At 65.0% G+C, this 25,720-nt stretch carries 22 protein-coding genes and 1 pseudogene; 11 read left to right on the forward strand and 12 right to left on the reverse strand.

Annotated features, from left to right (window positions below; translation table 11 throughout):
* Both METAC_RS23700 and METAC_RS0113955 read right to left on the reverse strand, forming a co-directional pair.
* Positions 1 to 2,248: pseudogene (locus METAC_RS23700) on the reverse strand (hypothetical protein); the annotation flags it as partial.
* Between the two features lie 354 nt (positions 2,249 to 2,602).
* Complete coding sequence (locus METAC_RS0113955) at positions 2,603 to 3,457, reverse strand: ComF family protein (RefSeq protein ID WP_084143649.1); 855 nt, start codon at positions 3,455 to 3,457, stop codon at positions 2,603 to 2,605.
* 128 nt (positions 3,458 to 3,585) lie between these two features.
* Here METAC_RS0113955 and METAC_RS0113965 point away from each other — a divergent pair, with 128 nt between their 5' ends.
* Positions 3,586 to 4,401 carry a hypothetical protein gene (locus METAC_RS0113965; protein ID WP_026607520.1) on the forward strand — a complete coding sequence of 272 codons (816 nt, stop codon included), beginning with the start codon at positions 3,586 to 3,588 and terminating at the stop codon, positions 4,399 to 4,401.
* Positions 4,402 to 4,471: 70 nt separating this feature from the next.
* Positions 4,472 to 5,371, forward strand: a complete 900-nt coding sequence (locus METAC_RS0113970) for a methyltransferase domain-containing protein (RefSeq protein WP_026607521.1) — start codon at positions 4,472 to 4,474, stop codon at positions 5,369 to 5,371.
* Positions 5,372 to 5,385: 14 nt separating this feature from the next.
* Here the strand turns inward: METAC_RS0113970 and METAC_RS0113975 are convergent, their stop codons facing one another.
* Entirely contained in the window at positions 5,386 to 6,138 is a 753-nt protein-coding gene (locus tag METAC_RS0113975) for an SIMPL domain-containing protein (RefSeq protein ID WP_036255601.1), read from the reverse strand.
* 147 nt (positions 6,139 to 6,285) lie between these two features.
* Between METAC_RS0113975 and rlmN the strand changes: the two genes are divergently transcribed.
* A complete protein-coding gene (gene rlmN, locus METAC_RS0113980; RefSeq protein WP_026607523.1) occupies positions 6,286 to 7,485 on the forward strand; it encodes a dual-specificity RNA methyltransferase RlmN in 1,200 nt (399 codons plus the stop codon).
* On the opposite strand, the gene METAC_RS0113985 is transcribed toward rlmN, so the two are convergent.
* Both METAC_RS0113985 and METAC_RS0113990 read right to left on the reverse strand, forming a co-directional pair.
* The gene (locus tag METAC_RS0113985; RefSeq protein WP_026607524.1) at positions 7,486 to 7,977 is read right to left on the reverse strand and encodes a disulfide bond formation protein B; all 492 of its coding nucleotides are present in this window, start codon (positions 7,975 to 7,977) and stop codon (positions 7,486 to 7,488) included.
* Between the two features lie 8 nt (positions 7,978 to 7,985).
* Positions 7,986 to 8,567 (reverse strand): YqaA family protein, encoded by a 582-nt coding sequence (locus METAC_RS0113990; RefSeq protein WP_026607525.1) that lies wholly within the window; start codon positions 8,565 to 8,567, stop codon positions 7,986 to 7,988.
* Between the two features lie 232 nt (positions 8,568 to 8,799).
* Here METAC_RS0113990 and METAC_RS0113995 point away from each other — a divergent pair, with 232 nt between their 5' ends.
* Positions 8,800 to 9,480: a hypothetical protein gene (locus METAC_RS0113995; RefSeq protein WP_245257488.1), complete on the forward strand. Its 681-nt coding sequence runs from the start codon at positions 8,800 to 8,802 to the stop codon at positions 9,478 to 9,480.
* 13 nt (positions 9,481 to 9,493) lie between these two features.
* Here the strand turns inward: METAC_RS0113995 and METAC_RS0114000 are convergent, their stop codons facing one another.
* Both METAC_RS0114000 and mbfA read right to left on the reverse strand, forming a co-directional pair.
* Entirely contained in the window at positions 9,494 to 10,381 is an 888-nt protein-coding gene (locus tag METAC_RS0114000; RefSeq protein ID WP_026607527.1) for a metallophosphoesterase family protein, read from the reverse strand.
* A gap of 31 nt (positions 10,382 to 10,412) precedes the next feature.
* Positions 10,413 to 11,384 (reverse strand): iron exporter MbfA, encoded by a 972-nt coding sequence (gene mbfA / locus METAC_RS0114005; RefSeq protein WP_026607528.1) that lies wholly within the window; start codon positions 11,382 to 11,384, stop codon positions 10,413 to 10,415.
* A 254-nt stretch (positions 11,385 to 11,638) separates the two neighbouring features.
* Between mbfA and METAC_RS0114010 the strand changes: the two genes are divergently transcribed.
* On the forward strand, positions 11,639 to 12,148 hold the full coding sequence (locus tag METAC_RS0114010; RefSeq protein ID WP_026607529.1) for a GNAT family N-acetyltransferase: 510 nt from the start codon (positions 11,639 to 11,641) through the stop codon (positions 12,146 to 12,148).
* Positions 12,149 to 12,298: 150 nt separating this feature from the next.
* Positions 12,299 to 13,120 (forward strand): hypothetical protein, encoded by an 822-nt coding sequence (locus METAC_RS0114015; RefSeq protein ID WP_026607530.1) that lies wholly within the window; start codon positions 12,299 to 12,301, stop codon positions 13,118 to 13,120.
* A gap of 44 nt (positions 13,121 to 13,164) precedes the next feature.
* Here METAC_RS0114015 and ubiA read toward each other — a convergent pair whose 3' ends face one another.
* From ubiA to METAC_RS0114030, 3 genes are all read right to left on the reverse strand, one after another.
* Positions 13,165 to 14,151 carry a 4-hydroxybenzoate octaprenyltransferase gene (gene ubiA / locus METAC_RS0114020; protein ID WP_051335579.1) on the reverse strand — a complete coding sequence of 329 codons (987 nt, stop codon included), beginning with the start codon at positions 14,149 to 14,151 and terminating at the stop codon, positions 13,165 to 13,167.
* Positions 14,152 to 14,218: 67 nt separating this feature from the next.
* On the reverse strand, positions 14,219 to 14,665 hold the full coding sequence (locus tag METAC_RS0114025) for a hypothetical protein (protein ID WP_026607532.1): 447 nt from the start codon (positions 14,663 to 14,665) through the stop codon (positions 14,219 to 14,221).
* Between the two features lie 105 nt (positions 14,666 to 14,770).
* Positions 14,771 to 15,160 (reverse strand): lysozyme inhibitor LprI family protein, encoded by a 390-nt coding sequence (locus METAC_RS0114030; protein ID WP_026607533.1) that lies wholly within the window; start codon positions 15,158 to 15,160, stop codon positions 14,771 to 14,773.
* Between the two features lie 181 nt (positions 15,161 to 15,341).
* Between METAC_RS0114030 and METAC_RS0114040 the strand changes: the two genes are divergently transcribed.
* Positions 15,342 to 16,100 carry a 16S rRNA (uracil(1498)-N(3))-methyltransferase gene (locus METAC_RS0114040; protein WP_026607534.1) on the forward strand — a complete coding sequence of 253 codons (759 nt, stop codon included), beginning with the start codon at positions 15,342 to 15,344 and terminating at the stop codon, positions 16,098 to 16,100.
* Between the two features lie 79 nt (positions 16,101 to 16,179).
* Positions 16,180 to 16,548, forward strand: coding sequence for a hypothetical protein (locus tag METAC_RS23705; RefSeq protein ID WP_036255604.1), 369 nt, complete (start codon positions 16,180 to 16,182; stop codon positions 16,546 to 16,548).
* A gap of 104 nt (positions 16,549 to 16,652) precedes the next feature.
* Here METAC_RS23705 and METAC_RS0114050 read toward each other — a convergent pair whose 3' ends face one another.
* Complete coding sequence (locus METAC_RS0114050) at positions 16,653 to 18,020, reverse strand: glutamate--cysteine ligase (RefSeq protein WP_026607535.1); 1,368 nt, start codon at positions 18,018 to 18,020, stop codon at positions 16,653 to 16,655.
* A 300-nt stretch (positions 18,021 to 18,320) separates the two neighbouring features.
* On the opposite strand from METAC_RS0114050, the gene hrpB reads away from it, so the two are divergent.
* The gene (gene hrpB / locus METAC_RS0114060; protein WP_026607537.1) at positions 18,321 to 20,804 is read left to right on the forward strand and encodes an ATP-dependent helicase HrpB; all 2,484 of its coding nucleotides are present in this window, start codon (positions 18,321 to 18,323) and stop codon (positions 20,802 to 20,804) included.
* Positions 20,805 to 20,919: 115 nt separating this feature from the next.
* Here hrpB and METAC_RS0114065 read toward each other — a convergent pair whose 3' ends face one another.
* Positions 20,920 to 22,242, reverse strand: coding sequence for a UDP-glucose dehydrogenase family protein (locus METAC_RS0114065; RefSeq protein WP_026607538.1), 1,323 nt, complete (start codon positions 22,240 to 22,242; stop codon positions 20,920 to 20,922).
* A 340-nt stretch (positions 22,243 to 22,582) separates the two neighbouring features.
* On the opposite strand from METAC_RS0114065, the gene METAC_RS0114075 reads away from it, so the two are divergent.
* Both METAC_RS0114075 and METAC_RS23710 read left to right on the forward strand, forming a co-directional pair.
* Positions 22,583 to 23,992 (forward strand): FAD-dependent oxidoreductase, encoded by a 1,410-nt coding sequence (locus tag METAC_RS0114075; protein ID WP_026607539.1) that lies wholly within the window; start codon positions 22,583 to 22,585, stop codon positions 23,990 to 23,992.
* A gap of 5 nt (positions 23,993 to 23,997) precedes the next feature.
* A complete protein-coding gene (locus tag METAC_RS23710; protein WP_084143652.1) occupies positions 23,998 to 25,503 on the forward strand; it encodes a sensor histidine kinase in 1,506 nt (501 codons plus the stop codon).
* Positions 25,504 to 25,720: the final 217 nt, after the last annotated feature.

Raw genomic sequence — 25,720 nt, forward strand, 5'->3', positions numbered from 1 at the left:
AAAAGCCGCCGTTGCCGCCGCCGCCGCCGAGCGATTGCGCGAGAATGCCGAAGGAATTGGCGCTCACGGTCGTGATGTTGCTATAGCTCGAAACGAGAACGGGGCCGCCGGAGCCGCCCGTGCCACCCGTGCCGCCAAAGGCCACGGAAATCGAAGCGTCTGGCGCAATGCTGCCAGCAATCGCGAAGCCGCCATTGCCGCCGCCGCCGCCGATCGACTGCGCAATCAAGCCGGTCGAGTTCAGGCCTTCGGTAAAGATCTCGCCTTTCGTCGTAATGTTCACCGAGCCGGCGCTATTGCCGGAGCCGCCCTGGCCGCCGCCGCCGATCGCCACGCTGAAGACTGGATTTGCGCTAAGCGAGACGGCAAAGCCGCCGTTGCCGCCGCCGCCGCCGATCGACTGGCCGACGATGGCGGCTGAATTGTCGCCATAGGTATGAACGGTGTAGGCGGTCGCGAGGCCGACGTTAGCGTTGTCCAGGCCGATAGAAACGGTTCCGCCTTGGCCGCCGGCTCCGCCCGAGCCGCCAAAGCTGGCGCTAATGCCGGGGCCGACTGCAATCGAGCCGCCGCCGTTGCCGCCGCCGCCGCCGATCGATTGCGCGAGAATGCCCTGAGACCCGGCCGACGCCGCGCCATTTGTTCCAGTAAAGATATCGCCCGAATTCGTGACGTTGACTGCGCCGCCGTCGGCGCCGGCGCCGCCGTTGCCGCCCGCCGCGAAGAGACCGGCGGCTGTGCCGCCATTGCCGCCGCCGCCGCCGATCGATTGAGCGATGATGCCCGCCGCCAGCGCGCCCGCCGTCGTCAAGGTCCCACTATTGGCGACGCCAACCGTGCCGCCCTGCGTCGTGCCGGACCCGGTTCCGCCGAGCGCGACGAGGCCGCCAGCGCTGGCGCCATTGCCGCCCTGCCCGCCGATCGACTGCGCCTCGATCGCGATCGAGCCGGCGCCGAAGGTCGAAATCGCGCCCGTGTTGGTCACGGTGACGACGCCGCCATTGCCGCCGGCGTTTCCGTTGCCGCCCAAAGCGACGAGGCCGATGACAGTGCCGGCGGAGCCGCCGCCGCCGCCAATCGACTGGGCTAAAATGCCCTGCGCGGAGTCGCCGTGGGTTATGATCGTCCCATTCGCGGTGACTGTGACGGCGCCGCCATTGCCGCCTGTGCTACCGTTGCTGCCGCCCGAATAGAACAGGCCGAAACCGCCGCCGCCACTGCCGCCGCCGCCGCCCAAGCTGCGCGCCTGAATGCCGTAAGCCGCCTGGCCAAATGTCTCGATGAGCGTGTCCGCGCTTGTCGTGACGGTCGCGACGCCGCCCTGGCCGGCCGCGTTGCCGCCGCCGGGGCTGAACACGAGACCGCCGCCGCCGCCGCCGGCGCCGCCCGCGCCGCCCTGGCTGAAGGCGCCGACGCCGACCGAGTTGTCTCCGGTAGTGATGATCGTACCGCCAGTGAAGTGCGCGGTCGCATCGCCGCCGAAGCCGCCGGCGCCGCCATTGCCCGCGTTGCCACCGACAACGTAAGCGCTGCCGCCGTTGCCGCCGTTGCCGGCGAGGCTCGCCGCGGCGACGCCGGAATTGTTGGCGCCCGACGTGGTTGCGTTGCCGTTCAGGGTGACGCTAACGAGACCGCCATTGGCGCCGGCCGAGCCGTTGCCGGCGTCTCCGAAGACGTAGGAGTTGCCGCCGTCGCCTCCATTCGAGCCGCGCGACACGCCCTGGACCGCTGCAATGACTCCGTTTGGCGCACCCGCGCCCGGAGTGATCGTGAACGGCGCGCCAGCGACGTTAACCGTGAGCGTCGGACCGGCGTTGCCGGTTGGGCCGCCGGTCGCGGCGCCCGTGGAGACGCATTGGGTGCCGGCCGGGGCGCCCGAATTCACCGTGCATACATCGGGGCCATTTGTGCCTGGAATGATGGTGCAGTTGGTGGAAGGATTGCCCATAGAGTCTTCACACGTGGCGTGCGAGCTCGTGCCGGATCCCGGAGCGGCTCCGACGCCGGTGAGCGCCACCGAGCTAAGGTTTTGCGAAAGGGTGTTGACTTCGAGATCGTTGATCGGCGGCGATGAAAAAATCGCGCTTCCACCATTGGCGTCGCCGGTGCAAGTCTCGGTAGTTCCGTTTTGCGTGCACAGCGCCAGGGTCCGCGTCGGCGCCAGCATGGCGGTAAAACTGATTGCGCTGATCGCGGCGAGAATGACGTTGTATGATCGCGAGGGCTGGGAAAGCGCGACGGGCGACACACTGTCTCTCAGATCTAACGTCTGGCGCGATTTCATGACGCAACCCCCCGGTTGAAATTCATCTTTGAATAATGATTAGTTTGGTGCTGTCGAATGAATAAATACGTTAGAGCGATTCCACTAGCTCCTATAGGCGCGCCGAGGCGATAAACACGCTGCGTTGTAAAATGGCCACAACCACTTCATGGCCCTCCATCGCGTGGGAAATTGTTCCGCAAATTGGCCGCCGCTCCGCCAACGAGAAACAACGGCGATACGAGATTTCCGAGCAAAACGAGGCTGCCGCAGCGCAATTCGCTGCGTCAACCAAAGCAATAAGATCAGTTGAAAAAAGATCCTATCCGACTTTCCGCTCTACACCACGCGCGCGAACACAAGGACGTCGACTTGCCGCGCGCCGGCGCGAAGCAAGGCGCGAGAGGCCGCGTTAACCGTTGCGCCGGATGTCAGCACGTCGTCGACGAGAATGATTGAGCGGCCCTCGACGCGCGCCATCCGTTCGGCCGGCACGCGAAAAGCGCCCTGCAGATTGATGGCTCGTTGCGTGCGCGATAGCCCGACTTGGGAGGGCGTCGCCTTCACCCGCGCAAGGACAAAGGGATCGACAGGGACGCCGCTCGCCGCGGAGACGCCTTGCGCCAGAGCGTTGGCCTGGTTGAAGCCGCGCAGGAAAAGCCGGCGCCGGTGCAGGGGGATCGGAACCAGGAGATCAGCCTCCGCCAGAATCTCCGTCCCCGCCCGAGCCATCCAGGCGCCGAGCGGACGAGCGAGCTCGAGCCGATCGTTATATTTGAGGCGGTGGACGAGGCGCCGGATGGGACCGTCCTCGAAACGGGCCACCGCGCGGGCGCGGCCGTAGACGGGCGGGTCCGCCACCGCCTCCGGCGAGAGCAGGCCCTCGGCCCCGAGATCGACCGCAAAGGGCGTCCCGAGGCGCTCGCAATAAGGTCGCTCGATAAAGCGCGCCTGGCCCCAGCAGGAGGGGCACAATGAATCGGGCGCATCGGTGGCGGCGCGGCAGCTGAGGCAGGCGGGTGGAAAAATGAGGTCGAGCGCGGCGCGGCGACACAGGCGCAAAAACGCCCGGGCGCTTGCGGCGGAGCCGGTTCTGGCGCGCTCCCAACTCCATCCCAACGCCGAACGCGGAACAAGGAATTCCAGACTTCGGCCTGCCGCTTGTTCGGCCTCTTTGCCCTTATTCCGGTTCATGATCGATGTCTTGCCAGCCGATCGGCGTCCTCCGCCGGAGTTTTTGGCGGAGCTTAATCTTGTCTTGACTATCAACTAAAGTCAGCCAGTTTTTGTTAGCTAAATCTGAACTGGAGGGGAGGCGCGCCTTGGCGAGAAAACTCAGTTTGGCGGCGCTGATCCTTCTGGCCGCTGGGGCCTTCGGCGACTGCTGGGCGCAGGAAGGGAAATCGCCATGGGGCGAAGCGGCCGGATATTATCCCGGGCAAGCGCAAGGCATTCCCGCCGCGCAGCGGACGCGATGGCTCGAATGGATGCGGGCTCATGCCGGCGAGATCGACGCCATCGGCGCGAAGATCAATGCGATCAAGGCCGGCGGGCGGACGCCGGGCTGCTTCGGCCGGCCTCTCTATGATTGCGTCGCGAGCCTGGCCCAGACTCTTGTCGTCACCGATTGGTATCAGACTTCGCTCATGTTCTACGAGCCGCAGACGGACGTGAACGGCAAGCCCATTGTCCTGAAGGGCCTTCAAGTGACGACCTATCTGCCCGGCGTCAAAATCGACAATGCGACGCTGGACCAGAATTTTCTGAAAATCGGATTCTCCGAGGCCAATCTCGTCAATAGACTTGCCTTTGGCTTCGATGCGAGCGCGCGGACGCAAGAAGAATATGACCGGACGGGCGTCTTTGAGCTTTTTTCAGCTGTGGCCAAGGATCGCTGCCCGGCTGTGACCCGGAACGAGCTGGCGCGGTTTATCGAGAACAAGCTGAAGCCGGCCCTGCGGCCGGTCAAGGAGCGGCGTCTCGTTGGCGTCAGCGACGCCAAACGCTTAGATTCCCCCTTCGAATCATTTTGCGGCCGCGAGCTGCAATTGAGCGTGGCCGAGGCCCATTCGACCCGCTTCAAGAAGAGCGCAAATCCGACCGGCGAATTCGGCGGATCGGTGATCTATATTCGTTAGGACGCCGCCGATCGTTGCGGAGCGCGAAATCCCGTTTCAATCAGGCGAGCCTTTGCGCTAGAAACTTACAGTGTCCCCGTCGCCGACGCAGATTTTCGCCCCCGCCCTCTTCCGGCGCAGGCTCGCCCGCGCCAATGCGGCGGGCGTGGGTTCGGCTGACTTTCTCTTGCGCCGCGCCATCGCCGATGTCGACGAAAGGCTCGACGTGATCAAGCGCGACTTCGCCGCCATCGCCGATATTGCGACGCCCTCGCCCGAGCTGGCCCGGCGACTCGCCGCCCGTTTCGCGACGGCCGTAGTCCTTCGCATGGCGCCGGTCGCCGAACCTCCCGTCGGAGGGCTCGCGGGCGCCATTGTTGGCGACATTGAAGCCTTGCCGCTCGCCGCCGGCGCGTTCGACCTCGCGGTCTCGGTGCTGGCCTTGCAGCACGCCAATGACCTACCCGGCGCGCTAGTGCAGATCCGCCGCGCGCTGAAGCCGGACGGGCTTTTTCTCGGCTGCCTCCTCGGCGGGCAAAGCCTGCATGAATTGCGCACGGCGCTGGCGGCGGCCGAATCCGAGCTGTACGGCGGGCTCAGTCCTCGCGTCGCACCTTTCGCCGAAGTGCGCGACATGGGCGGCCTATTGCAGCGAGCGGGCTTCGCTCTTCCGGTCGCCGACAGCGAGCCCTTGACCGTGCGCTACGCCGATATGTTCGGGCTTATGGCGGATCTGCGCGCCATGGGAGGCGCCAATCCGCTCGCCGCGCGCCTGCGGCGGCCCTCGACGCGGGGCTTTTTCCAGCGCGCGGCGCAAATTTACGCGGCCCGCTTCGCCGATCCGGACGGCCGGATTCGCGCGAGTTTCGAGCTGATTTTTCTCTCCGGCTGGGCGCCGCATGAGAGCCAGCAAAAGCCGCTGCGGCCTGGCTCGGCGAAAATGCGCCTAGCCGACGCCCTCGGAACAACTGAAATCACGCCTCGGGAGTGATCCCGCAGGAAGCTTTACTGCGCCAGCTCCCAAGTGACCGAGACCTCGGTCCGCAGGGTCAGCACGCCCGGCTCGATCGGCACGGCGCTCGCCGCCTCGCGCGGCGCGGCCTTCGCGAAAGAGGCGGCCTGAGGCGGTCCGCCGCTGTAGGGCGGCGCGGCGATCTCCAAGACGCGCCCAAGCCGCACGCCAAGGCCATTCACATAGGAGGTCGCGCGGCGCAACGCGTCACGAATGGCCTCGCCGCGCAAGGCGTCATATTTCAACTCTTTCTGCTCGTGGTCATATTCGACGCCGCCGAAGCTATTGGCGCCCTTCTCCATTAACTTCTGGGCCAAGGCGCCAGCCTTGTCGATCTGTCTAACCCGTATGCGCAGGTCGTTGCGGGCGACATAGCCGCGCAGGGTCCGCTTGGTCAGCCGGCCATTGGAGTCATTTGTCTCGTCATAGACGGGGGAAAGCGTGACGGCGACGGTCCTGACGTCCCGCGGATCGATCCCCTGAGCCTTGATCTCGCCGATGATCGCCTGCGCCGCCCGCGCATTTTCGCTGGCCGCCTCCGCCGCCGTCGGCCGCTCCGTCTCGACCCCGAGCGAAATGGTCGCAATATCGGGAACGACCTCCGCGCTCGCCGTCCCGACGGTGGTGAGCGAAGGAACCGCATCCTTCAGGGGAACGCACTGCTGTGCGCCCGCCGCGGCGGACCAGAAAAGCAAACTCATCGCGGCCGCTGCTACGCGAAAGGCGGGAAGAAGCAAAGGCGGCATGAGGCGATCCTTACCGGGCGTGAGGCGCCCCTTCGAGCGATCTTTGCAGGAGCTTAGCCTATCTTTTTAACGCATTTGCGGACACCATGCGCGCTCTCCCGCCGACGAATTCTGGAGAAATTCGCCGCATCATGGTAAAAGCCGCCGATGCAGCCCCTTCAATTCGCTGAGCCCGCCTCCCCTCCGGCGGAGCCTTTAGACATTCCCCGCCGCTCGCTTGCCGGCGCAACTCGGAGGGAGCTCGCCTCGGCTCTCGCGGAGATCGACGTTCCCGAGCGTGAGATCCGCATGCGCGCCGCGCAGCTCTGGCATTGGATCTATCATCGGGGCGCATCCTCTTTCGATCCGATGCTGAATGTGAGCAAGCATTTGCGGGCGAGGCTCGGTGAGCGGTTCACCCTGGCGCGGCCCGAGGTCGCGGCGGAGCAGATTTCTCGCGACGGGACGCGCAAATGGCTGATTCGGCTTGCGCCGAAGGACGGCGAGTCCCGCGGCGCCGAGGTCGAATGCGTCTATATTCCAGACGTCGATCGCGGCACGCTCTGCGTCTCGAGCCAGGTCGGATGCACCTTGACCTGCTCATTTTGTCATACAGGGACGCAAAAGTTCGTCCGCAATTTAACTTCGCAAGAGATCATATCGCAATTGATCATCGCCCGCGAACAGCTTGGCGACTTCCCCTGTCAGGCGCCGCCTGAAGGGGCTCCCGTCCTCTCCGACGGCTCTCGCTTGATCTCGAATATCGTCTTCATGGGCATGGGCGAGCCCCTCTATAATTACGAAAGCGTGCGAGAGGCCTTGGCGGTCATGGCGGACGGCGACGGCCTTTCCGTCTCGAAGCGGCGGATCACGGTCTCGACGGCGGGGGTCACGCCGCGGATGGAGGAACTTGGCCGCGAGACCGGCGCCATGCTCGCGATCTCGCTTCACGCTGTGCGCGATGAACTTCGCGACCGTCTGGTGCCGCTCAACAAGAAATATCCCATCAAGGATTTGCTGCAGGCGTGCCGGACTTATCCCGGCGCCTCCAACGCGCGGCGCATCACCTTCGAATATGTGATGCTGAAGGGAATTAACGATTCCCCGGCGGAGGCTCGCGAGCTGGTGCGGCTTCTGAAGGGCGTTCCGGCGAAGATCAATCTGATCCCCTTCAATCCTTGGCCCGGCGCGCCTTATGAATGCTCCGACTGGCCGACGATCGAGCGATTCTCCGACATTGTCTTCAACGCAGGCTATGCGAGCCCCGTGCGCACGCCGCGCGGACGCGACATTTTGGCGGCCTGTGGGCAGCTCAAGAGCGAAACCGAAAAGCTGCGGGCGCGGGCGCTTCTGTCAGTCGACCCCTAATCAGCGCCGCGCTTCCGAGGCGCCGACAAAAGCCAGAAGCGCGAGACCTGTCGAGATGACCGCATTCCAGCCGGCGAGCGAGAGCCCGACGATCCGAATCGCGGCCGCGTCGCAGCGAATGACTTTCACGCGTTGCAGCTCGGCGAGAAAATCCTTGACTGAAGCTGCGTGATCGAGCGGGCCGGTGCAATCGGTCGGGCCCGGCCAAAATCCCCATTCGACGCCTGCGTGATAAGCGCCAAAGCCGGCGCTCGCAGCAAAAATAAAGCTGAGCCCGGCGAAGGCCGCCGCGAGTGCAGCGTTCCGGCTTGTGGCGGCGCAATAAACGGCGACGCCCGCGAGCGGGACGCCGACGTAATAGGGCAGCCGCTCCTTGAGGCAGAGCTCGCAAGGCGCATAGCCCGCGGCCTCGAAAATCCAGGCTGACGCGATCGATCCGGCCGCGATCAGCAGGATGGCGAGGGAGATGCGAAAGGTCGCGCGCGCCGGCATGGTTGCGCTCAGACTACGCGCGCGGCGAGCCAGAACCCGACGACGACAAGGATGACGAGGCCGAGCAGGAACCAAGCGAAATATTTATCGAGCAACGCCTTGATCGGCTCTCCATAACGTTGCAGGAGCACCGCGAGAATGAAGAAGCGCGCGCCGCGCGTGACCAAAGACAGCGCGATGAAGATCGGCAAGCTATAGGCGAGGAGCCCGCTCGTGATCGTGACCAGTTTGAACGGGATCGGTGTCAGGCCCTTCAAGAGGATGACCGCCCAAAACCATTGCTGAGACGACGCGCGCAATTCATCGAAGCGTGCGCCCAGGTGATAGAATTCGATCAGCCATTTTCCAACCGTTTCGAACAAGAGCGCGCCGATAGCATAACCGAGCACGCCGCCCGCGACCGAAGCGATGGTGCAGATCAGCGCATAGACCCAGGCCCGCTGAGGCTTGGCCAGCGACATGGGGATGAGGATGACGTCGGGCGGCACCGGAAAAAAGGAGCTTTCCGCAAATGCGATCGCGCCGAGCGCCAAAGGCGCATGGCGGCTCTCGGCGAGGCTCAAGGTCCAACGATAAAGCTTTTGAAACATGTTCTTCCGCTTGTCGGGCCGGCGAAGCCGTGAGATAGGCGGGTCGCGCCGGCCTGGGAGTCGGGAGTTCGTGTAGCGCGATTGGCGGCCGTAAGTCCATGACCGAGGCGATAAAGACAGGCGCGGGCGCCAGCGGTAGGGCGCCGCAAGCAAACCGTGCTATGACGAATTTGCGGCGCGCGGCCAATGTCTGTTACGGGCCGAGAGAGGATGCGGGACGACCGACGTGCGAATGTGTCGGCTGATCGGAATGGGCATGGTTCTCGGCCTCGGCGCCTTGGCGACTCACGGTAAACCTGCGTCGGCGCGGATGGCGCGCGCCTGGCCGGATACGATGCTCGCGCGAGTCGAGGCCCTCGCCCTCATCGAGACTCTGAATGCGACCCTGCTCGCCTCTCACAGCGCGACGACGACGCTCGACCAATGGTGCGCCAACCATAAATTGGCCGAGGAGCCGAAGATTCGGGCGCACCGCATGCCGGGAATGGAGAAACCGGTCACGGCCGAGCAGCGCGAGCGGCTGCGCGTCGGCGACGCCGAGCCCGTGAAATATCGCAGGGTCGAGCTCGCATGCGGCGATCATGTCCTGTCTGAGGCGGATAATTGGTATGTTCCAAGCCGGCTGAGCCCGGAGACCAATAGGATTCTCGAGACCACCGACATCGCTTTCGGACGCGCGGTGCTCGATATGAAGCCGATCCGCCGGACCTTCGCCGTCGAGATCTTATGGAAACCGCTGCCGGACGGATGGGAGCTCGCTCCGCCGCCGCCGGACTCGCCCGGCGCCGAGCTTTCGATTCCCTGGCGGCTTTTCCAGCATCGCGCCTTGGTCTTCGGCCAGGATCAACTGCCCTTTTCCGAGGTCAGCGAGACCTATACGAGCGAAATCCTGGCGTTCGGGCCTCCCCCGTGACAACGGACGTCCATCAAAGCGGGATCGGACCTAGATCGCCGATCGTCGCCGCGCCGGGCAAAAGGCCTCGCGCTTGCGCCTCGATCTTGTAATCGCTGCGGCTTCCCGAGATCTCGAAGAGATTATAGCCGGCGCGATGACGAGGCGCCCCACGAATAGCCGAGGCGGACGGCGCGCCAACGACAGGGATCGGACCCGCAGGTCCCTCAAGCCGCGTGACGCTAAGCTTGTGATTATGTCCGTGAAGGATGAGTTCGGCGCCGACCCGTCGCATCAGGGCTTCAAAATCGCGCGCGTCGGTGAGCCCCCGGGCGATGCTCGACGCCACGCTCCGCGGCGGATGATGAAGCATGATCACGCGGACGAGGTCAGCGTCCGCCGCCTGGCGCAGCAGCGTCTCGGCCGCCGCCAATTGCTCCCGCCCGAGGCGGCCCGAGGCGATGAAGAACGGCGTCGGCGCGCCGGACGAGAGGCCAATCAGGGCGACATGGCCGCGCACGCGAAGATAGGGGAATTGTCCGCCTTCCGCTCCGTCTCCCGTCGTCCAAGGCGCGAAAGCCCGCGCGAGATCCGGCATCGAGCCGCGCACATAGGCGTCATGATTGCCCGGCACGAAGCTGACGTCCTCAGCGGGACCGAGCGTTTCGAGCCAGCTCCGGGCGAGCTGGAACTCGGCCGGAAGCCCGATATTGGAGATGTCGCCCGTCATCGCCACGTGGTTCGGGTGATGCGCCTTGAGGTCGGCGACGATTTGCGCCAGCGCGCCCATGTCATGGGCGTGGCGTCGGCCGCTCTTCCAGTTCAAATAGCCGGTGACGCGCTTGCCGATAAGCTCGCGGCCGCGCGGACGCGGCATGGGTCCGATATGGGGATCGGACAGATGGACGATTCGGAAGCTCACGCGCGCCAATATGCGATCTCGCGCCCGCGCATCAAGACGCGCCGATGAGAATGCCCGCCGCCAGCACGATGGCGCCGCCGACGACGACTTGGAAAGCCGCCTTGAGGAAAGGCGTGTCCATATAGCGCGTGCGGATGAAGGCGATGATCCAGAGCTCAAAAAAGACGACGAGGCCGGCGATCCCGGTCGCGATCCAGAATGCGTTCGGCGTGGCGTCCGGCACGAGATAAGGGAGTGTGTGCCCGACGCCGCCGAGGGCCGTCATTAGGCCGCATATGCCGCCGCGCAGCACCGGCGAGCCGCGCCCAGTGATCGAGCCGTCGTCGGACAGGGCCTCGGCGAAGCCCATGCTGATCCCGGCGCCGAGCGACGCCGCGGCGCCGACCAGGAAAGTCTGCCAATTATTATGGGTGGCGAAGGCCGCGGCGAAGACTGGCGCCAGCGTCGAGACGGAGCCGTCCATCAGCCCGGCGAGCCCCGGCTGGACATATTGCAACAAGAAAAGCCGGTCGCTTGTCTTCGCCTCCTTGGCCCGCTCGCTCTTGGTCAGGATCGCGCTTTCGAGATTGGCGGCGATCTCCTCGTGGCTCTGCTCGGTCTCGGCCAGATCCGCCAAGAGCTTGCGGACGCCGGGATCCTGCGCATGCTCGGCGGCCTTTTTATAGAAGCCGTAAGCCTCCGCCTCGCGAAGCTCGGCCTCCCGCCGGATCGTATCGAGAGACAGGTTCTTGGTGAGCCAAACCGGCGGCCGCTTGATGAAGAAATTCACGTCGCCGCGCCGAATGGGCAGCAGAATCGAGCCGAAACGCTTCTCGTAGAGATCCATCAGCATCCGGCGATGCCCGGCCTCTACGGCCGCCATTCCCTCGAACACTTTGGCCGTCGCCGGATAGCGCTCGTGAAGATCGTCGGCGAACGCCATATAGACACGATTATCGTCCTCCTCCGACGCAATCGCCAGGGCGAGGATCTCGCGTTCGCTCAAATCGGCAAACCGTTTCACGCTCGCGCTCCGAAATTCATTGCTGGAATGACTCTAAACACTGCGGATTCATTTTTCCAGCTAGGTTTTCGTCGATTTTTGCGACGAGAGCGCGAAGCCGATCGGTCGGTCTGCGCTCCCGCGTCGCATCCTTCGCGTTTCCGCACAAGGTGCGCGGCGCATATGCGCTTCCCGGCCTGGATCACAATGGTTTAGAGCAGAGACGCAAGCGAGAAGCCGATTCCCGCTTTTCCTGATTCAGTTCAACTTGGCCCATGGCGGACCTTTCCCTCATCCTCAGTCCTCAGACCCCCGCCGATCATCCGGCGATCGAAAAGCTCGACGAGCGCGCATTCGGGCCCGGGCGATTCGCCCGCTCCGCCTACCGTCTGCGCGAGGGCGTCGAGCCCGACTACGCCCTGTCCTTCGTCGCCAGGGTCGGCACGCTGCTCGTCGGGGCGAACCGCATGACTCCGATCAGATGCGGCGATCAGCCAGCTCTGCTGCTCGGCCCGCTGACTGTCGATCCGGCCTTCCGCTCCGGCGGCATCGGCGAGGCGCTGGTCATGCGGTCTCTCGAGGCGGCGCGCGCCGCGGGCCATGCGCTTGTGCTCCTGGTCGGAGACCAATCCTATTATGGCCGCATGGGTTTTGCGCCCGCGCTCGAAGGCAAGCTCGAATTTATCGGCCCCGTCGATCCGGAGCGCCTGCTCTATTGCGAGCTCGTTCAAGGCGCGTTCGAAGCCGCCCAGGGAAAGGTGCGTCGCGCCTTTCGGCCGCGCTGAGAAACGGACGCTCAGCTCCCGCGTCGGTCTGGTTCGGCGCCCGAATTTTCAGCGCCGACTCCGCAATAGGCGCACTTTTTGAATGCTTGCGTTCGGACAACCAAGCTGACACATTCCTAAAGCTCGACCCAAGCAAGATCGGCCCGACCCATGAGCGAAGAAACGTCCGTCCTCGTATTCGGCATCGACGAACTCGCCTCGGCGGTCGCCCGGAAGTTGCATTTGGCCGGCCATGCGGTCGCGATCCACCAGCCTTCGCCGCCGACGACCCTTCGCCGACGCATGGCCTTCGCCGACGCCTGGTCCGACGGGGCCTGCACGTTCGAGGGCGTGGAAGCGCGCCGCGCCGATAAAACCAAGGATTTTCTAGCGGGCTTGCGCAGCGGAACCTTCATTCCGGTGCTGTGGCATCCGTTCGACGACGTGACGTCGCGTTGGCCCTGGGACGTCCTGGTCGACGCGCGACCCAAAACCGAGAAGCCCCGGCAAAAATTGCGCGACCTCAGCGATCTCACGATTGGCCTCGGCGCTGGATTCGTCGCCGGCGAAAATTGCGACATCGTCGTCGATAGCGGCGGACGCGACCCCGGCGCCGTGTTTCGCGCGGGCGCGGCTCCAGATCATGACCCGTATGAAGCGCCTTTCGCCGATGGAGTCATGGTCAGCGCGCCGGTTCCAGGGCTTTTCCACGGCTCCAAGCTTCTCGGCGAACCGGTGGAATCCGGTCAGATTTTGGGATTTATCGGCACAACCGCGGTCATGGCTTCTGCGTCTGGCCGGCTGCGCGGACTCGTGCGCGACGGCTCCGCTGTCGCAAAAGGCGCGGCGGTCGCCGAAATTGTCAGTTCTTCTCCCAAAGCCGAATTCGTCGGAATGACCCAGAGGGACCGATTGATCGCACGCAGCGTCGCTTTCGTAATCGAGATGGAGCGCGCCGGCTATACGCCGATTTCCTTCGAGAATTTCATTTAAGCAGACTTGAGAAAAAGCCGCTTTGAGGCGGCTCGCGGCGGGCGTCAAAAAATCGACGCGCGTAGCATTTCAGCGCCAAGTCCGGCGAAAAGAATGAAGCCGGCGTCGCGATTTGAGCGAAAGAGCCGCAAAGCGCCCGCTTTATCGTCGGGATCGGTTGATCGAGCCTGCCAGGCAAGATGCAAGGCGAAGCCGGCGCCCCCTAAATGCGACGGCCAGCCTGCCCCCGCGGCGAGAAAGCTGATTTCGACGAAAAGGACCGCAAGCGCGTAAAGCGCCGCGACCCCTGCCTGGACCCGAGCGCCGAAAAAACGCGCGGTCGAGCCTATGCCCGCGAGCAGGTCGTCCTCAATGTCCTGGAGGGCGTAGATCGTGTCGTATCCGATCGTCCAGAAGATCGCGCCGAGATAGAGACAAACAGGAGCGAAGGCGAGGGAGCCGAAGGCGGCGGCCCATCCCATCAGCGCGCCCCAGGCGAAGGCCGCGCCGAGCACCGCCTGCGGCCAGGACGTGATCCGCTTCATGAAGGGATAAATCGCGACAATCCCGAGCGAAGCGAATCCAAGCCAAATGGAGAAACCGTTGAAGCTCAGGAGAACGGCCAGGCCGACGAGGCATTGCGCCGCGAGGAAAATCTTGGCCGCCCCCGGCGAGACGCGGCCGGAGGGCAAAGGCCGGCCGCGCGTGCGCTCGACCTTAGCGTCGATCTCCCGGTCGACGAGGTCATTATAGGTCGAGCCGGCGCCGCGCATGGCGACCGCTCCGATCAAGAACAGAAGAAGATCGCGCCAATGCGGCCCCTGGTTTTGGCTGACGCTCGCGAGCGCGCTCGACCACCAGCACGGCAGGACCAAGAGCCACCAGCCGATCGGCCGATCAATCCGCGCCAATTGGAGGAAAGGACGCCAGCTCTTCGGGGCCGCTCGAAAGATGAACTGGCCCGCGACGGCGTCCGGCAGCGCCGGCGCGGACTCCAGCTGAGAGCCGTCGAGCCGATCGACGGTTTGATGGGCTCGGCGCGTCTTAGTCATGCTTTTGTGAAGCGCATCCCGGAGGAAGGAGCGAGCACCCCATCCAATCGGAACGCGCTCTTGCCCGCTAGAGAGGTCCGGTCGGCAGCTTCTGAGCCGGCGCCCCGCCAGCGCCGGTCGCCTGCTGCTGTTGCGCCTTCTTCATTTGCGCGGCGGCGGCGCAAGCCTGATTGGCGACCCCGCCCGTCTTCGAGCTGCTGGCGCTAATATTTTCCAGGGCCTGATCCGGGACCGCGCACCAATCCTTATTTTTGGTCAGATAGCTAACGAGGTCACGCTCAGCGGAGACCAGCGAGCGCAATTTGGGGCAAGCGGCGATCGGATCGAGCTGGCTCTTACCGCCCTTCGACAACTGATTGAGCTGGTCAATGATCGCTTGGCGCTTCTTGGTGAGATTGGCGATGTCTTCGTTGCAGTCGCCCGCGAAAGCGGCTCCAGAGATCAGACATGCGATCAAGGCCGCGCCAAGAACGGCGGCCGCGCGCGGGGCATGCACGAGCTTATCTGCGGTCATGATCCGAGCCTCTCGCTAGCATTTTTGACGCCATACCTTTTGTTTCTTAGCAAAGCTGCGCATCAGGAGGCAAGCGCGCCGCCAGAACGCCCTGTATCCGACGGATTATTGGCCGCCGCAGGACAGGTCTCCTTCTTCGCAATTCAATTGGGCGGCGAGATCCTTCGTCCGCTGGTCGGTGAGGCGCGTCAAGCACTCGGCCAAGACCAATGGGTGCACCGAGCCTTCCACGGTGCCCATGGTCTCAAAAGCGCATTCCTGATCGCGGAACGAGATCCATGTCTTCTCGACATTGCGAAGGCTCGCCCGTCCCTTCTCGGAGATTTTCTCCATCAGCTTTTGGTAAGTTTCGTTCAACTTTTTGTCGGATTTCTTGAAATCATTGCCGGCTTGCTCATTCAGTTCCGCCTGGCTCTGGGCGATGGCAGGAGATCGCGGCGTCGCGACCAAAGCCAGCAGAAGGCAACATGCGAGAATGCGACAAGTTTTCAACATCGGCGATGTCCTAAGCCCGCGGCGCGGAAAACAGCGATTGCGCCCCAGCAATATCCCTCGTCTTGAATCATTGTCCAGAAGAGCCTAGCTGACGACGCTCACAAGACGTGAAGAAAGACGCTGATCATGGGCTTCAAATCGCGCGTCTCGGCGATCGCCGGGCTCCCTTTTAGGATCATGCATGGCGCGCCATGATTTTACCACCCGCCGCCTCTATGTCGATGCCCCTCTTGCGCTTGGGGCCCGCGTCGATCTCGATTCGGGACAGACGAATTATCTCCGCAACGTCCTGCGTCTGCCCGACGGGGCCGAGATCCTGGCGTTCAACGGCCGCGACGGCGAATGGCGCGCGGAGATTTCCGCCGAGGGCCGCAAATCCGTGGCGCTCATTCCCAAGGAGCTGACTCGCGCCCAGGAGCCGCTCCCGGATCTGCATTATCTCTTCGCGCCGCTCAAACATGCGCGACTGGATTATATGGTCCAAAAGGCCGTCGAGATGGGGGCCGGCCGGCTCCAGCCGACGCTGACCCGTCGCACCCAGGCGGAGCGGATCAATCTCGACCGGATGCGCGCAAACGCCGTCGAAGCCGCCGAGCAATGCGGCGTCATCGCGCTCGCCGAGATCGCGCCGGCGAAGCGGCTCGAGGCTCTAATCGCCGAATGGGAGGCAGATCGCCTTCTCGTTTTCTGCGACGAAGATGCGCCGACGGGCCGCCCGATCGACGCCTTGCGGCCCCTGGCCGACGCCCGCGAGCGGCGTCCCCTGGCGGTGTTGATCGGCCCCGAGGGCGGCTTCGACGCAAAGGAGCGGGACATGCTGCTCGCCATGCCCCAGGCGATGCGTCTGTCTCTCGGGCCACGAATCTTGCGCGCCGACACGGCGGCCGTTGCGGCCTTGGCCCTGGTGCAAGCAGAGCTCGGCGATTGGCGCGAAGGGTGACTTAACGGATCATTAATTCGCCCCAATGTAGGCTCTATTAGACCCCGTCAAATCGGGAAGCGATTCGTTTAGGCATTACATGATCTCGCGCAAGTTTTTCGCCTTCATTTGCTCCACGGCGGCGGGCCTTCTCGGCGCCGGCGCGGTTGCACAGGCAAGCGACCTCCAATCGGGCGATTCGGCGCGGGCGAACGCCCAATGCGCCGCCTTCGGCCCGGGCTTCGCTGCGGTCGACGGCGCCGACGCTTGCGTCTGGGTCGGTGGCCATGTGCGCCTCGAGGTCGGCTCGCGCATGGCGAGCGCTCCCGACAATGGCTGGGCGTCGGGCGGGGCCACGCCGGCGGCCATGCGCGTCAATGACGACGATGCCGACACTAGGGCAAAGGCGCGCGAGCATATGCGCGTGCGCGATCGCGATCAGGCCAAATCGAGCGACGCCTATCGCTGATTGGACGGCCGGCTAAGCCCGGCTTGGAGCTCGTTCCGATTGCGCAAGCCGCGCGGACACGATGCCTCGTCTCGATCGCGATCTTCTCTCCCTACTGAAAAGCGTCAGAAAACGCAGTCTTCAAAGGCCGGCTCGACGCTCCCGCCCCAACTTGTCTTATAGGCCTCGATGAGACGCTCGGCTTCGGTGCGCCCGGCGGCGACCGCGTCGAGCGGATCGAGGAAATAGGCTTCGTCGCGGCTCAATGCGTCGCGCCGCCCCCGCGCGGCGAGTCCGGCGCGCGCGATCGCCAAGGCCTCGCGGGCGACGCCGCGCAGCGGCCGCCCGGCAACTTGCGCTTCGAGCCCGAGGCGCGGAACGTCCGCCCGCAATTTGTCGCGCGCCTCGGCGCTCCATCCCTTGACGAGATCCCAAGCGGCGTCGAGCGACGACGGCTCATAAAGAAGGCCTGTGAAAAAGGCCGGCAAGGCGGTCAGGAACGGGCGCGGCCCGACATCCGCCCCGCGCATTTCGAGATAGCGCTTCAGCCGCACCTCGGGAAAAATCGTCGAGAGATGATTGGCCCAATCGGAGAGGACGGCGCGCTCGCCCGGCAGGCGCGCGAGCGTCCCATTGAGCAAATCGCGAAAGTTCGAGCCCGCAACATCGTGATACAGGTCGTCGCGCTTGACAAAATAGAGCGGCACATCGAGGGCGTAGTCGACATAGCGCTCGAAGCCCATGCCATCCTCGAAGACGAAAGGCAGCATCCCGGTGCGGGCCGCGTCCGTGTCGCGCCAAACCTCCGCGCGCGCGGACAGGAAACCATTCAGCTTGCCGTCGGAGAAGGGTGAATTGGCGAAAAGCGCCGCCGCGAGCGGCTGCAAGGCGAGCGACAGGCGAAACTTCTTGACCATGTCGGCTTCGCTCGAGAAGTCGAAATTGGCCTGGACAGTCGAGGTGCGAAACATCATGTCGAGGCCGCGTTCGCCGACCTTAAGCATATAGCGGGCCATAATTTCATAGCGCTGCTTCGGCATGACCGGGGTGTCGGCGAGGCGCCATTTGGGGCTCATGCCGAGCGACAGAAACCCTATGCCGAGTGGTCCGGCTACGTTTTCGAGAGCGGCGAAATGCCGATCGAGTTCGGCCTCGGTTTCATGAATGGTCGACACGGGCGCGCCAGACAGCTCAAATTGGCCGCCCGGCTCGAGCGAGATCGCGCCGCCGCCCACCTCATCATAAAGCCCGATAACGTTGTCGCCGTCGCGAATTTCGGTCCAGCCGAGAGCGGCCTCCATCCCCTCGAGCAGGGCGCGGATTCCAGTTTCTCCCCCATAGGGCACCGGAGAATGATCGGCGCGGCGGAACGGAAATTTTTCATGCTCCGTGCCAACCCGGAAAGCTTCCGGCGGCTTCGAGCCGGCCTCGAACCAAGCGACAAGCTCATCGCGCGACGCGATAGGCGTGGAATCCGATACGTCGCGAGCCATTTCCAAACTTTCAGTTGCGCAATCGCCGTCCAGCCCGAACAGGCTGGGTCGAGACCGCGATGCAAGATCTGATCTCGATCCAGCCGCAAGGCTCCCGCGAGCCGCCGAAGCCGCGATCTGCGATCGAGCTTCGAGCCATCGCGCCGAGGTTTCCGAGCGAGAGGACGGACCTTGCCGATCCGCCGCCGGACGCTTCATAGGCGGGCGGGCGATCCGGCGCAATGAGCCCCCACGATCGAAGAGGCTTCCGCTGCGCCGACGCGGCGATTTCTCGACCCGGCCATGCTAAACGCCGGGGGCATGACAAGTTTTACGCCCCCCCTTCCGATCGACGCCGTCCTCGACGAGATCAAGGCCGCGCTCGCGGCGCGCGTCAAGGCGGTCTTGGTCGCACCGCCCGGCGCCGGCAAGACCACGCGCATCCCGCTGGTCCTGATGGACCAGCCCTTCGTCGCTGGCCGCAAGATCCTCCTTCTCGAACCTCGCCGCATCGCCGCGAGGGCGGCAGCCGAACGCATGGCCGCGACGCTCGGCGAGCGCGTCGGCGCGACCGTCGGACTGCGGGTGCGCGCCCAATCCCTGGTCTCGGCGCAAACCCGCATCGAGGTCGTGACCGAGGGCGTGTTCACGCGAATGATTCTTGACGACCCTTCGCTCTCCGGCGTCGCCCTGGTCATTTTTGACGAGTTTCACGAACGCTCGCTCGACGCCGATCTTGGCCTCGCCCTGGCGCTCGACGTCGCCGGCGCGCTCCGCGACGATCTGCGCCTCCTCGTCATGTCGGCGACGCTCGACGGCGCCCGGGTCGCGCAACTTCTCGACCAAGCGCCGGTGATTTTGAGCGAGGGACGCGCGTTCCCGGTCGAGACGATCTATCTCGGCCGCGACCCGAATGTCCGGATTGAGGCGGCGGTCGCCGCCGCGACCCTGCGCGCGCTCAGCGAGCAAAGCGGCTCCATTCTGGCGTTCCTTCCCGGCCAAGGCGAAATCAATCGCTCCGCCAGCCTTTTGGCCGAGCGGCTCGGCGATTCCGCCGTCGAGATCGCCCCACTTTACGGCGCGATCGACAAGGCGGCGCAGGACCGCGCGATCGCGCCGGCGCGGCCGCCACGTCGAAAGATCGTGCTCGCGACCTCCATCGCCGAAACCTCCCTGACGATCGACGGCGTCAGGGTCGTCATCGATTCCGGCCTGACGCGAACGCCGCGATTCGAGCCTGATCTCGGCTTGACGCGGCTGGAGACGGTTAGGGTCTCGCGCGCGGCCGCCGATCAGCGCCAAGGCCGCGCCGGACGCACCGAGCCCGGCGCCTGCTATCGCTTGTGGGAGGCGGAGGCGACCGGCGCGCTCGCGCCCTTCTCGACGCCGGAGATCCTTGCAGCCGACCTTTCCGGGCTTGTGCTCGATCTCGCCCTTTGGGGCGTTCGCGACCCATCGAGCCTTCGATGGCTCGATCCGCCGCCGTCTCCCGCCCTCAAGGAAGCGCGCGCGCTGCTGCGCGAGATCGGCGCCCTCGACGGCGAGGGCGCTCTGACCGATAAAGGCCGCGCCATCGCCGGGATCGCCGCCCCGCCTCGCCTCGCCGCCATGATCGTCGGCGCCGCTCAGGAAGGCGAAGCTCTCGCGGCCGCCGAGGTCGCGGCTCTGGTCGTCGAGCGAGGCCTCGGCGGCGATTCGCCCGATCTCGCCCTGCGCCTGGAGCGCTTTCGGCGCGAGCGCTCGCCGCGCGCCGAGGATGCGCGGCGTTTGGCGCGCGGCTTTTCCGCCCGCGCCGGCGGAAAACCGAGATCGCAAGCGCCATGCGAAAGCGCGATGGGCTGCGGCCTCCTGCTCGCCCGCGCCTTCCCCGACCGCATCGCCAAGGCGCGCGGCAAGCCGGGCGAGTTTTTGATGGCGAATGGCCGCGCAGCCCTGCTCGAGCCGCAAGAGCCCCTTGCGCGGGAACCGTTTCTCGCCATCGGCGAAATCGCCGGCCGGGCCGGCGCCGCGCGCATTCTGCTCGCCGCCGCGCTGGACTTGTCAGAGATCGAGAAAGTCGCGGGCAACCAGATCGCGATCGAGGATGAATGCGCTTTCGATCCTGAGCGGGCCGCGCTGCGGGCGCGTCGCCGGCGTCGGCTCGGCGCGCTGATTTTGAACGAGCAAAACCTGCCCGTCGCGCCGGGGCCGAAAAGCGCCCGCGCGCTGGCGGAAGGCGTCGCTGCCCTCGGGATCCACAGGCTTCCTTTCAGCAAGAGCCTGACTCAGTGGCGCGATCGGGTTCATTTTTTGCGCCGAAGCGAAGGCGACGACGCCTGGCCGGATCTCTCGGACGCGGCGCTCGCCAAAACCGCCTCGGATTGGCTTGCGCCATTCGTCGAAGACAAGACGGCGCTCGCCGAGATCGGCCCAGACGCTCTGGAGCAGGCTGTGAAAAGCCTTTTGCCATGGGATCTGCGCCGGCGCCTCGACGACGAAGCCCCGACCCATTTCGACACACCTGCAGGTTCGCGCGTCCCGCTCGACTATTCAGCCGAAACGGGGCCAACCCTCTCAGTCCGGGTGCAGGAGTTATTCGGCCTCACGCGCCATCCGGCCATCGCCAAAGGCCGGGCGCCATTGACGCTGGAGCTCCTCTCCCCGGCGTCGCGCCCGATCCAGATCACGCGCGATCTGCCGGGCTTCTGGAAGGGCTCCTGGGCGGCGGTGAAGGCCGAGATGAAAGGACGCTATCCGCGCCATTCATGGCCGGACGACCCGGCGGCCGCCGCGCCGACGACGCGCGCCAAGCCGCGCGGCGCATGATTACGGCTTCTCGCGCCGAGCGGGATGACGCCGAACCGCATCCCGATCCACATCACGGGACTCGACGTTGCGATGATTTCGAGTTCATCGCAACGTCGAGCTTCAAACCGAAGCGTCAGCTCTTGACCGGAGCCGTTCCGCGGCCGACGCCGGCATAGATAAAGTCGCGCCGCTCGAGCTCCGCCGGCTCATAGATATTGCGCAGATCGACGAGGATCGGCGCGGTCAGGAGCGATTTGATGCGGTCGAGGTCGAGCGCGCGGAACGCATCCCACTCGGTGACGATCACCAGCGCGTCCGCCTTGTCGCAGCAGGAATAGGGGTCGTAATAATAAGTGAGGTTGTCGAGGACATGGCGGGCTTGGTCCATGCCCTCGGGATCGAAGGCGTTGATTTGCGCGCCGCCATCCTGAAGCGCGGTGATGATCGAGATCGCCGGCGAATCCCGCATGTCGTCCGTGTTCGGCTTGAAGGTGAGCCCGAGCACCGCGATCGTCTTGCCGCGCACGGATCCGCCGAGCGCGGCGAAAACCTTGCGGGCCATGGCGCGCTTGCGCTGATCATTGACCGCAGAGACCGTCTCGACAATGCGAATCGGCGCGCCGAAATCCTGAGCCGTCTTGATCAAGGCCTGCGTGTCCTTGGGAAAGCAGGAGCCGCCATAGCCTGGCCCGGCGTGAAGGAATTTTGAGCCAATGCGCTTGTCGAGGCCGATGCCGCGCGCGACATCCTGCACATTGGCGCCGACCTGCTCGCAGAGATCCGCGATCTCGTTGATGAAGGTGATCTTGGTGGCGAGAAAGGCATTGGCGGCGTATTTGGTCAGTTCGGAGGTGCGGCGGCTCGTGATGACGAACGGCGCCTGGTTGAGGTAGAGCGGCCTATAGACCTCCTTCATAACGGCCTCGGCGCGCTCGTCGTTGACGCCCACGACAATGCGGTCGGGCCGCTTGAAATCGTCGATCGCAGCGCCTTCGCGCAGGAATTCCGGGTTGGAGACGACCGCGAATTCAGCGTCCGGACGGGCTTCGCGAATGATGCGCTCGACCTCGTCGCCCGTGCCGACCGGAACCGTCGATTTGGTGACGACGACGGTGAAGCCGTTGAGCCCCGCGGCGATGGCCCGCGCCGCTTGATAGACGAAGGTCAGATCCGCATGGCCGTCGCCGCGACGGGACGGCGTGCCGACCGCAATGAAAACCGCCTGCGCGCCGCTGACGGCGGCGGTGAGATCGGTCGAGAAGGACAGGCGCTGCTGGCGAACGTTATTGGCGACGAGCTCCTGCAAGCCCGGCTCGTAAATCGGCATCTTGCCGGCCTTCAGCGCTTCGATTTTTTTCTCATCCGTGTCGATGCAGCTGACAGTATGCCCGAAATCAGCGAGACATGCTCCCGAGACAAGGCCCACGTAGCCGGAACCGACCATAGCGATATGCATTTTTGACCCCCAGAAACCCAAGACGAGGGCAGCCTTAGCACGCCCCGAAGAAGACTTGAAGCAACCATGAGTTCGGACGTGTTACAGAGGCATGACAGAACTATCCTGGACGCGCAGTTTGCGGCGGCCGCGTCTCGGAGACTTGGACAAATCGAGCTAGACCATGTGTTCTGGCTGGGAGGGCCGCCCTTTTTTGCTACGTGCGTTGGCTCACGAGAACTTTGCGGCGAATCGATCCATGATCCTGAAGACGATCGACGGAGATCGGAAATTGGGCGCGGAAATGGGCCGAACGCGCTCTTCCGCCGCCGAGACTGCTGACAGAAAGGGCGGCTAGCGCATGGCGGGAACATTGCAACCGGATCTCTGCATCGTCGGCGGCGGCGCCAGCGGCCTCGCGCTCGCGGCCGCCGCGTCGTCCCGCGGACTGTCCGTCGTCCTCGTCGAAAGTGGCGAGATAGGCGGCGACCGCCTGGCGCAATGGGTCCCGAGCCTCGCCCTTTTGGCGGCGAGCCGCAGCAACGAGCCGAAGGTTGATTTCGCGCAGGCCCGCGCGCAAATCGCCGCCGCCGTCGCCAGGATCGCGCCGAATTATTCCGTCGCTCGGCTTGAAGCCTGGAACGTTCGACTCATCCGCGCGCGAGGACGGTTCACGCGCCCGGACACGCTCGACGCCGCCGGGACGACGATTAAGGCCGGCCATTTCGCCGTCGCGACAGGCGCCGGGGCCAAGATCTTGCCCGTGCAGGGGCTCGACTTGGTCAGGCCCCTGAGCTGCGCGGAGCTTTGCCGGCTGGAAGAGGCGCCAAGTCGGTTGATCGTGATTGGCGGCGATCCACAGGGGATCGCGCTGGCGCAAGCGATGCGCCGGCTCGGGGCAGAGGCGGTGATTCTGGCGCCCGAGAAGCTGCTGGCGCCGCTGGACGAAGAACTCGTCGCGCCGGTTCGAGATCAATTGGCCCGCGACGGCGTCCGTGTCCTTGAAAATATCAAAATTCACAGGCTGGAGCCGCTGGCGGACGGCCTTTGCGTCGTCTTCGTGCGCGCTCCAAACGGTGACGCCCCCCCAGCCAAGGTCGAGAGGGAGACGATCGAAGGCTCGCACCTCCTGATCGCCGGCGGGCGAATCCCGGTCGTCGAGGGTGTCGGCCTTGGGGCGGCGCGGGTGCGCTATGACGCCGCAGGCATTTGGGTCGATGCCGAACTGCGGACGCGAAACCGACGGATCTCCGCGATCGGCGCCGTCGCTAAAGGCCCTCGGTCGGCCGGCGCCGCCGACAGTCACGCGCAGATCGTCCTACGGTATCTCCTTCACCCCGGATTTCGGCTCCCCCTCGAGGGCGCGCCATTCCCTACGGTCGCCCGAACCATCATGACCGACCCCGAAATCGCCGTGACCGGCCTTTCGGAGGCGGAAGCGCGGGAGAGGCGGCGCGCCATCCGCGTGCTGCGCTGGCCCTTCTGCGAGACGGATCGCGCGCGCGTCGACGGCGCGGCGAGGGGTCATGTCAAGCTGATCACCGCCGCAAGCGGAAAAATTCTCGGAGCGGGAATCGTCGGACCTGCGGCAGGGGAGTTGATCAATCTCTGCACGCTCGCCATATCCAAGGGGATGAGCGCCACAGATCTAGCTTCGATCATGGTTCCCTATGCGTCGCTAGCCGACGCAGTGCGTCAGGCCGCCGCGGCGCAGGACGGCAATGAGCGGCCGGGGCTTGCTCGAGGCCTCTTGCGCCTGCTCGGACGGTGAAGGCTATGAGCGATCTCGCAATGCCTCCGGGCGATCGGCTGGCCGCGCCGACGGCGCGACGCGCGCGGGCGAGCCGCGTCCAGATCCGATTCGGTCTCACGACCCGGCTGCTTGTCCTGATGGCGGCTTTTGTGATGGTCGCGGCGACATTGATCTATCTGCCCGCCGTCGCCACCTTTCGTGACTTTTGGCTGCGCAACCGGCTCAGCGCGGCTTATACGGCTGCGCTCGTGCTCGAGGCGGCGCCGCACGCCATGGCGCCCGAGCACCTATCTCGGCAATTGCTCGACAGCGTCGGCGCGCGGATCATCGTTCTCAGCGTGCATGGGACCAAGCGAATCCTGGCCGCCAGCGAATTGCCCGCCGCAGTCGACGAAGTCTATGATCTGCGCGAACCGACTTTCTTCTCTTCCGTCGTCGGTGCGATCCAGACGCTCGCCGCGCCAAACGGCCGCTTTCTCACCGTCGTCGGCGAGGCGCCCATGGGCGGCGAATCGGTCGCCATCACCATGGAGGAGGGTCCGTTAAAGCGCGCGATGGCGGGCTATTCGCTTCGCCTTCTTGCAAATACGCTCGTCATGTCGGCAGTCGTGGCCGGCCTTGCGGCCGTCGCCTTCCATCGCATGATCTTGCGGCCGGTCCGACGCCTGACGGACAGTCTCGCCGGCTTCGGCGCCGATCCCGAAAACGCGTCCCGGATCATCGTACCGTCCGGCGGCAATCACGAGATCGGCGAAGCCGAAGCCGAGCTCGCCGTCATGCAAGAGGCGCTGGCGCGCGAGCTGAACCAGAAAAAGCATCTTGCCGCGCTGGGCCTCGCCGTAGCGAAGATCAACCATGACATGCGCAATATGCTGGCCTCGGCGCAGCTCCTCTCCGACCGTCTCGCCAATGTGACGGATCCACTAGCGCAACGGCTCGCGCCCAAGCTTGTCGCGACGCTCGATCGGGCGATCCGCTTTTGCCAGGCGACCTTGGCCTATGGCCGCGCCGTCGACGAGCCGCCGAAGATGCAGCGCTTCGCTTTGCGCCCGGTGGTCGTCGACGCCATCGAGAGCCTGGGCCTCGAGGGACGGACAAGCGTCGAGATCCGCAATGAGCTCGGCGAAGATTACGAAATCGTCGCTGATCCAGAGCAGATTTTTCGGGTGGTCATGAACCTTGTGCGCAACGCCGTCGAGGCGCTTCAGAGCGCGGGCCCTGCGCCGGAGCAAAAGGCGCTGGTTCGCGTCACCGGCTATTGGGAGCCGGAGGCTGCCGTGATTGAGGTCGCCGACAATGGCCCGGGGGTGCCTGCGGCCGCGCGGGCGAAGCTTTTCACCGCTTTTTTCAGCTCGAGCCGCGCCGGCGGAACCGGCCTCGGCCTCGTGATCGCGGCCGATCTTGTCCGGGCGCATGGCGGCGAGATCGCGCTTGTTCCACCCGCCAAGGATCAGCCTTTCGGCGCGCGGTTTCGCATTACCCTTCCGCAGCGGGACGCGAACGGCGCGGTAGAATCGCTTGATCGATGAAGGCATGCTTTTTAGGCTGCGGCGGACGTCCCGACGCCCAATCGAATTTCCGCACGCCATGCTTTCTTGGCAAAAGCGCTATTGCCAGGATCGCCCAGAGCCGGTAAACCACGCCTCGCTCGAACCGCGATCCAGGCTCACGCTCGGATCGACCGACTGGGTCGTGCGATCACGCCCGACCGTCGGAATTGGGGTCGCCACCAGAAGCGCCATATGC

It is taken from the genome of Methylocapsa acidiphila B2 (genome assembly GCF_000427445.1).
Classification (GTDB): domain Bacteria; phylum Pseudomonadota; class Alphaproteobacteria; order Rhizobiales; family Beijerinckiaceae; genus Methylocapsa; species Methylocapsa acidiphila.

Excerpts from the sequence above, each read along its gene's own strand:
- METAC_RS0113955 (WP_084143649.1), bottom strand. The coding sequence starts at position 3,457 with ATGAACCGGAATAAGGGCAAAGAGGCCGAACAAGCGGCAGGCCGAAGT.
- METAC_RS0113975 (WP_036255601.1), bottom strand. The coding sequence starts at position 6,138 with ATGCCGCCTTTGCTTCTTCCCGCCTTTCGCGTAGCAGCGGCCGCGATG.
- rlmN (WP_026607523.1), top strand. The coding sequence starts at position 6,286 with ATGCAGCCCCTTCAATTCGCTGAGCCCGCCTCCCCTCCGGCGGAGCCT.
- METAC_RS0113985 (WP_026607524.1), bottom strand. The coding sequence starts at position 7,977 with ATGCCGGCGCGCGCGACCTTTCGCATCTCCCTCGCCATCCTGCTGATC.
- METAC_RS0113990 (WP_026607525.1), bottom strand. The coding sequence starts at position 8,567 with ATGTTTCAAAAGCTTTATCGTTGGACCTTGAGCCTCGCCGAGAGCCGC.
- METAC_RS0113995 (WP_245257488.1), top strand. The coding sequence starts at position 8,800 with ATGTGTCGGCTGATCGGAATGGGCATGGTTCTCGGCCTCGGCGCCTTG.
- METAC_RS0114010 (WP_026607529.1), top strand. The coding sequence starts at position 11,639 with ATGGCGGACCTTTCCCTCATCCTCAGTCCTCAGACCCCCGCCGATCAT.
- METAC_RS0114015 (WP_026607530.1), top strand. The coding sequence starts at position 12,299 with ATGAGCGAAGAAACGTCCGTCCTCGTATTCGGCATCGACGAACTCGCC.
- ubiA (WP_051335579.1), bottom strand. The coding sequence starts at position 14,151 with ATGACTAAGACGCGCCGAGCCCATCAAACCGTCGATCGGCTCGACGGC.
- METAC_RS0114025 (WP_026607532.1), bottom strand. The coding sequence starts at position 14,665 with ATGACCGCAGATAAGCTCGTGCATGCCCCGCGCGCGGCCGCCGTTCTT.
- METAC_RS0114030 (WP_026607533.1), bottom strand. The coding sequence starts at position 15,160 with ATGTTGAAAACTTGTCGCATTCTCGCATGTTGCCTTCTGCTGGCTTTG.
- METAC_RS0114040 (WP_026607534.1), top strand. The coding sequence starts at position 15,342 with ATGGCGCGCCATGATTTTACCACCCGCCGCCTCTATGTCGATGCCCCT.
- METAC_RS23705 (WP_036255604.1), top strand. The coding sequence starts at position 16,180 with ATGATCTCGCGCAAGTTTTTCGCCTTCATTTGCTCCACGGCGGCGGGC.
- METAC_RS0114050 (WP_026607535.1), bottom strand. The coding sequence starts at position 18,020 with ATGGCTCGCGACGTATCGGATTCCACGCCTATCGCGTCGCGCGATGAG.
- hrpB (WP_026607537.1), top strand. The coding sequence starts at position 18,321 with ATGACAAGTTTTACGCCCCCCCTTCCGATCGACGCCGTCCTCGACGAG.
- METAC_RS0114065 (WP_026607538.1), bottom strand. The coding sequence starts at position 22,242 with ATGCATATCGCTATGGTCGGTTCCGGCTACGTGGGCCTTGTCTCGGGA.
- METAC_RS0114075 (WP_026607539.1), top strand. The coding sequence starts at position 22,583 with ATGGCGGGAACATTGCAACCGGATCTCTGCATCGTCGGCGGCGGCGCC.
- METAC_RS23710 (WP_084143652.1), top strand. The coding sequence starts at position 23,998 with ATGAGCGATCTCGCAATGCCTCCGGGCGATCGGCTGGCCGCGCCGACG.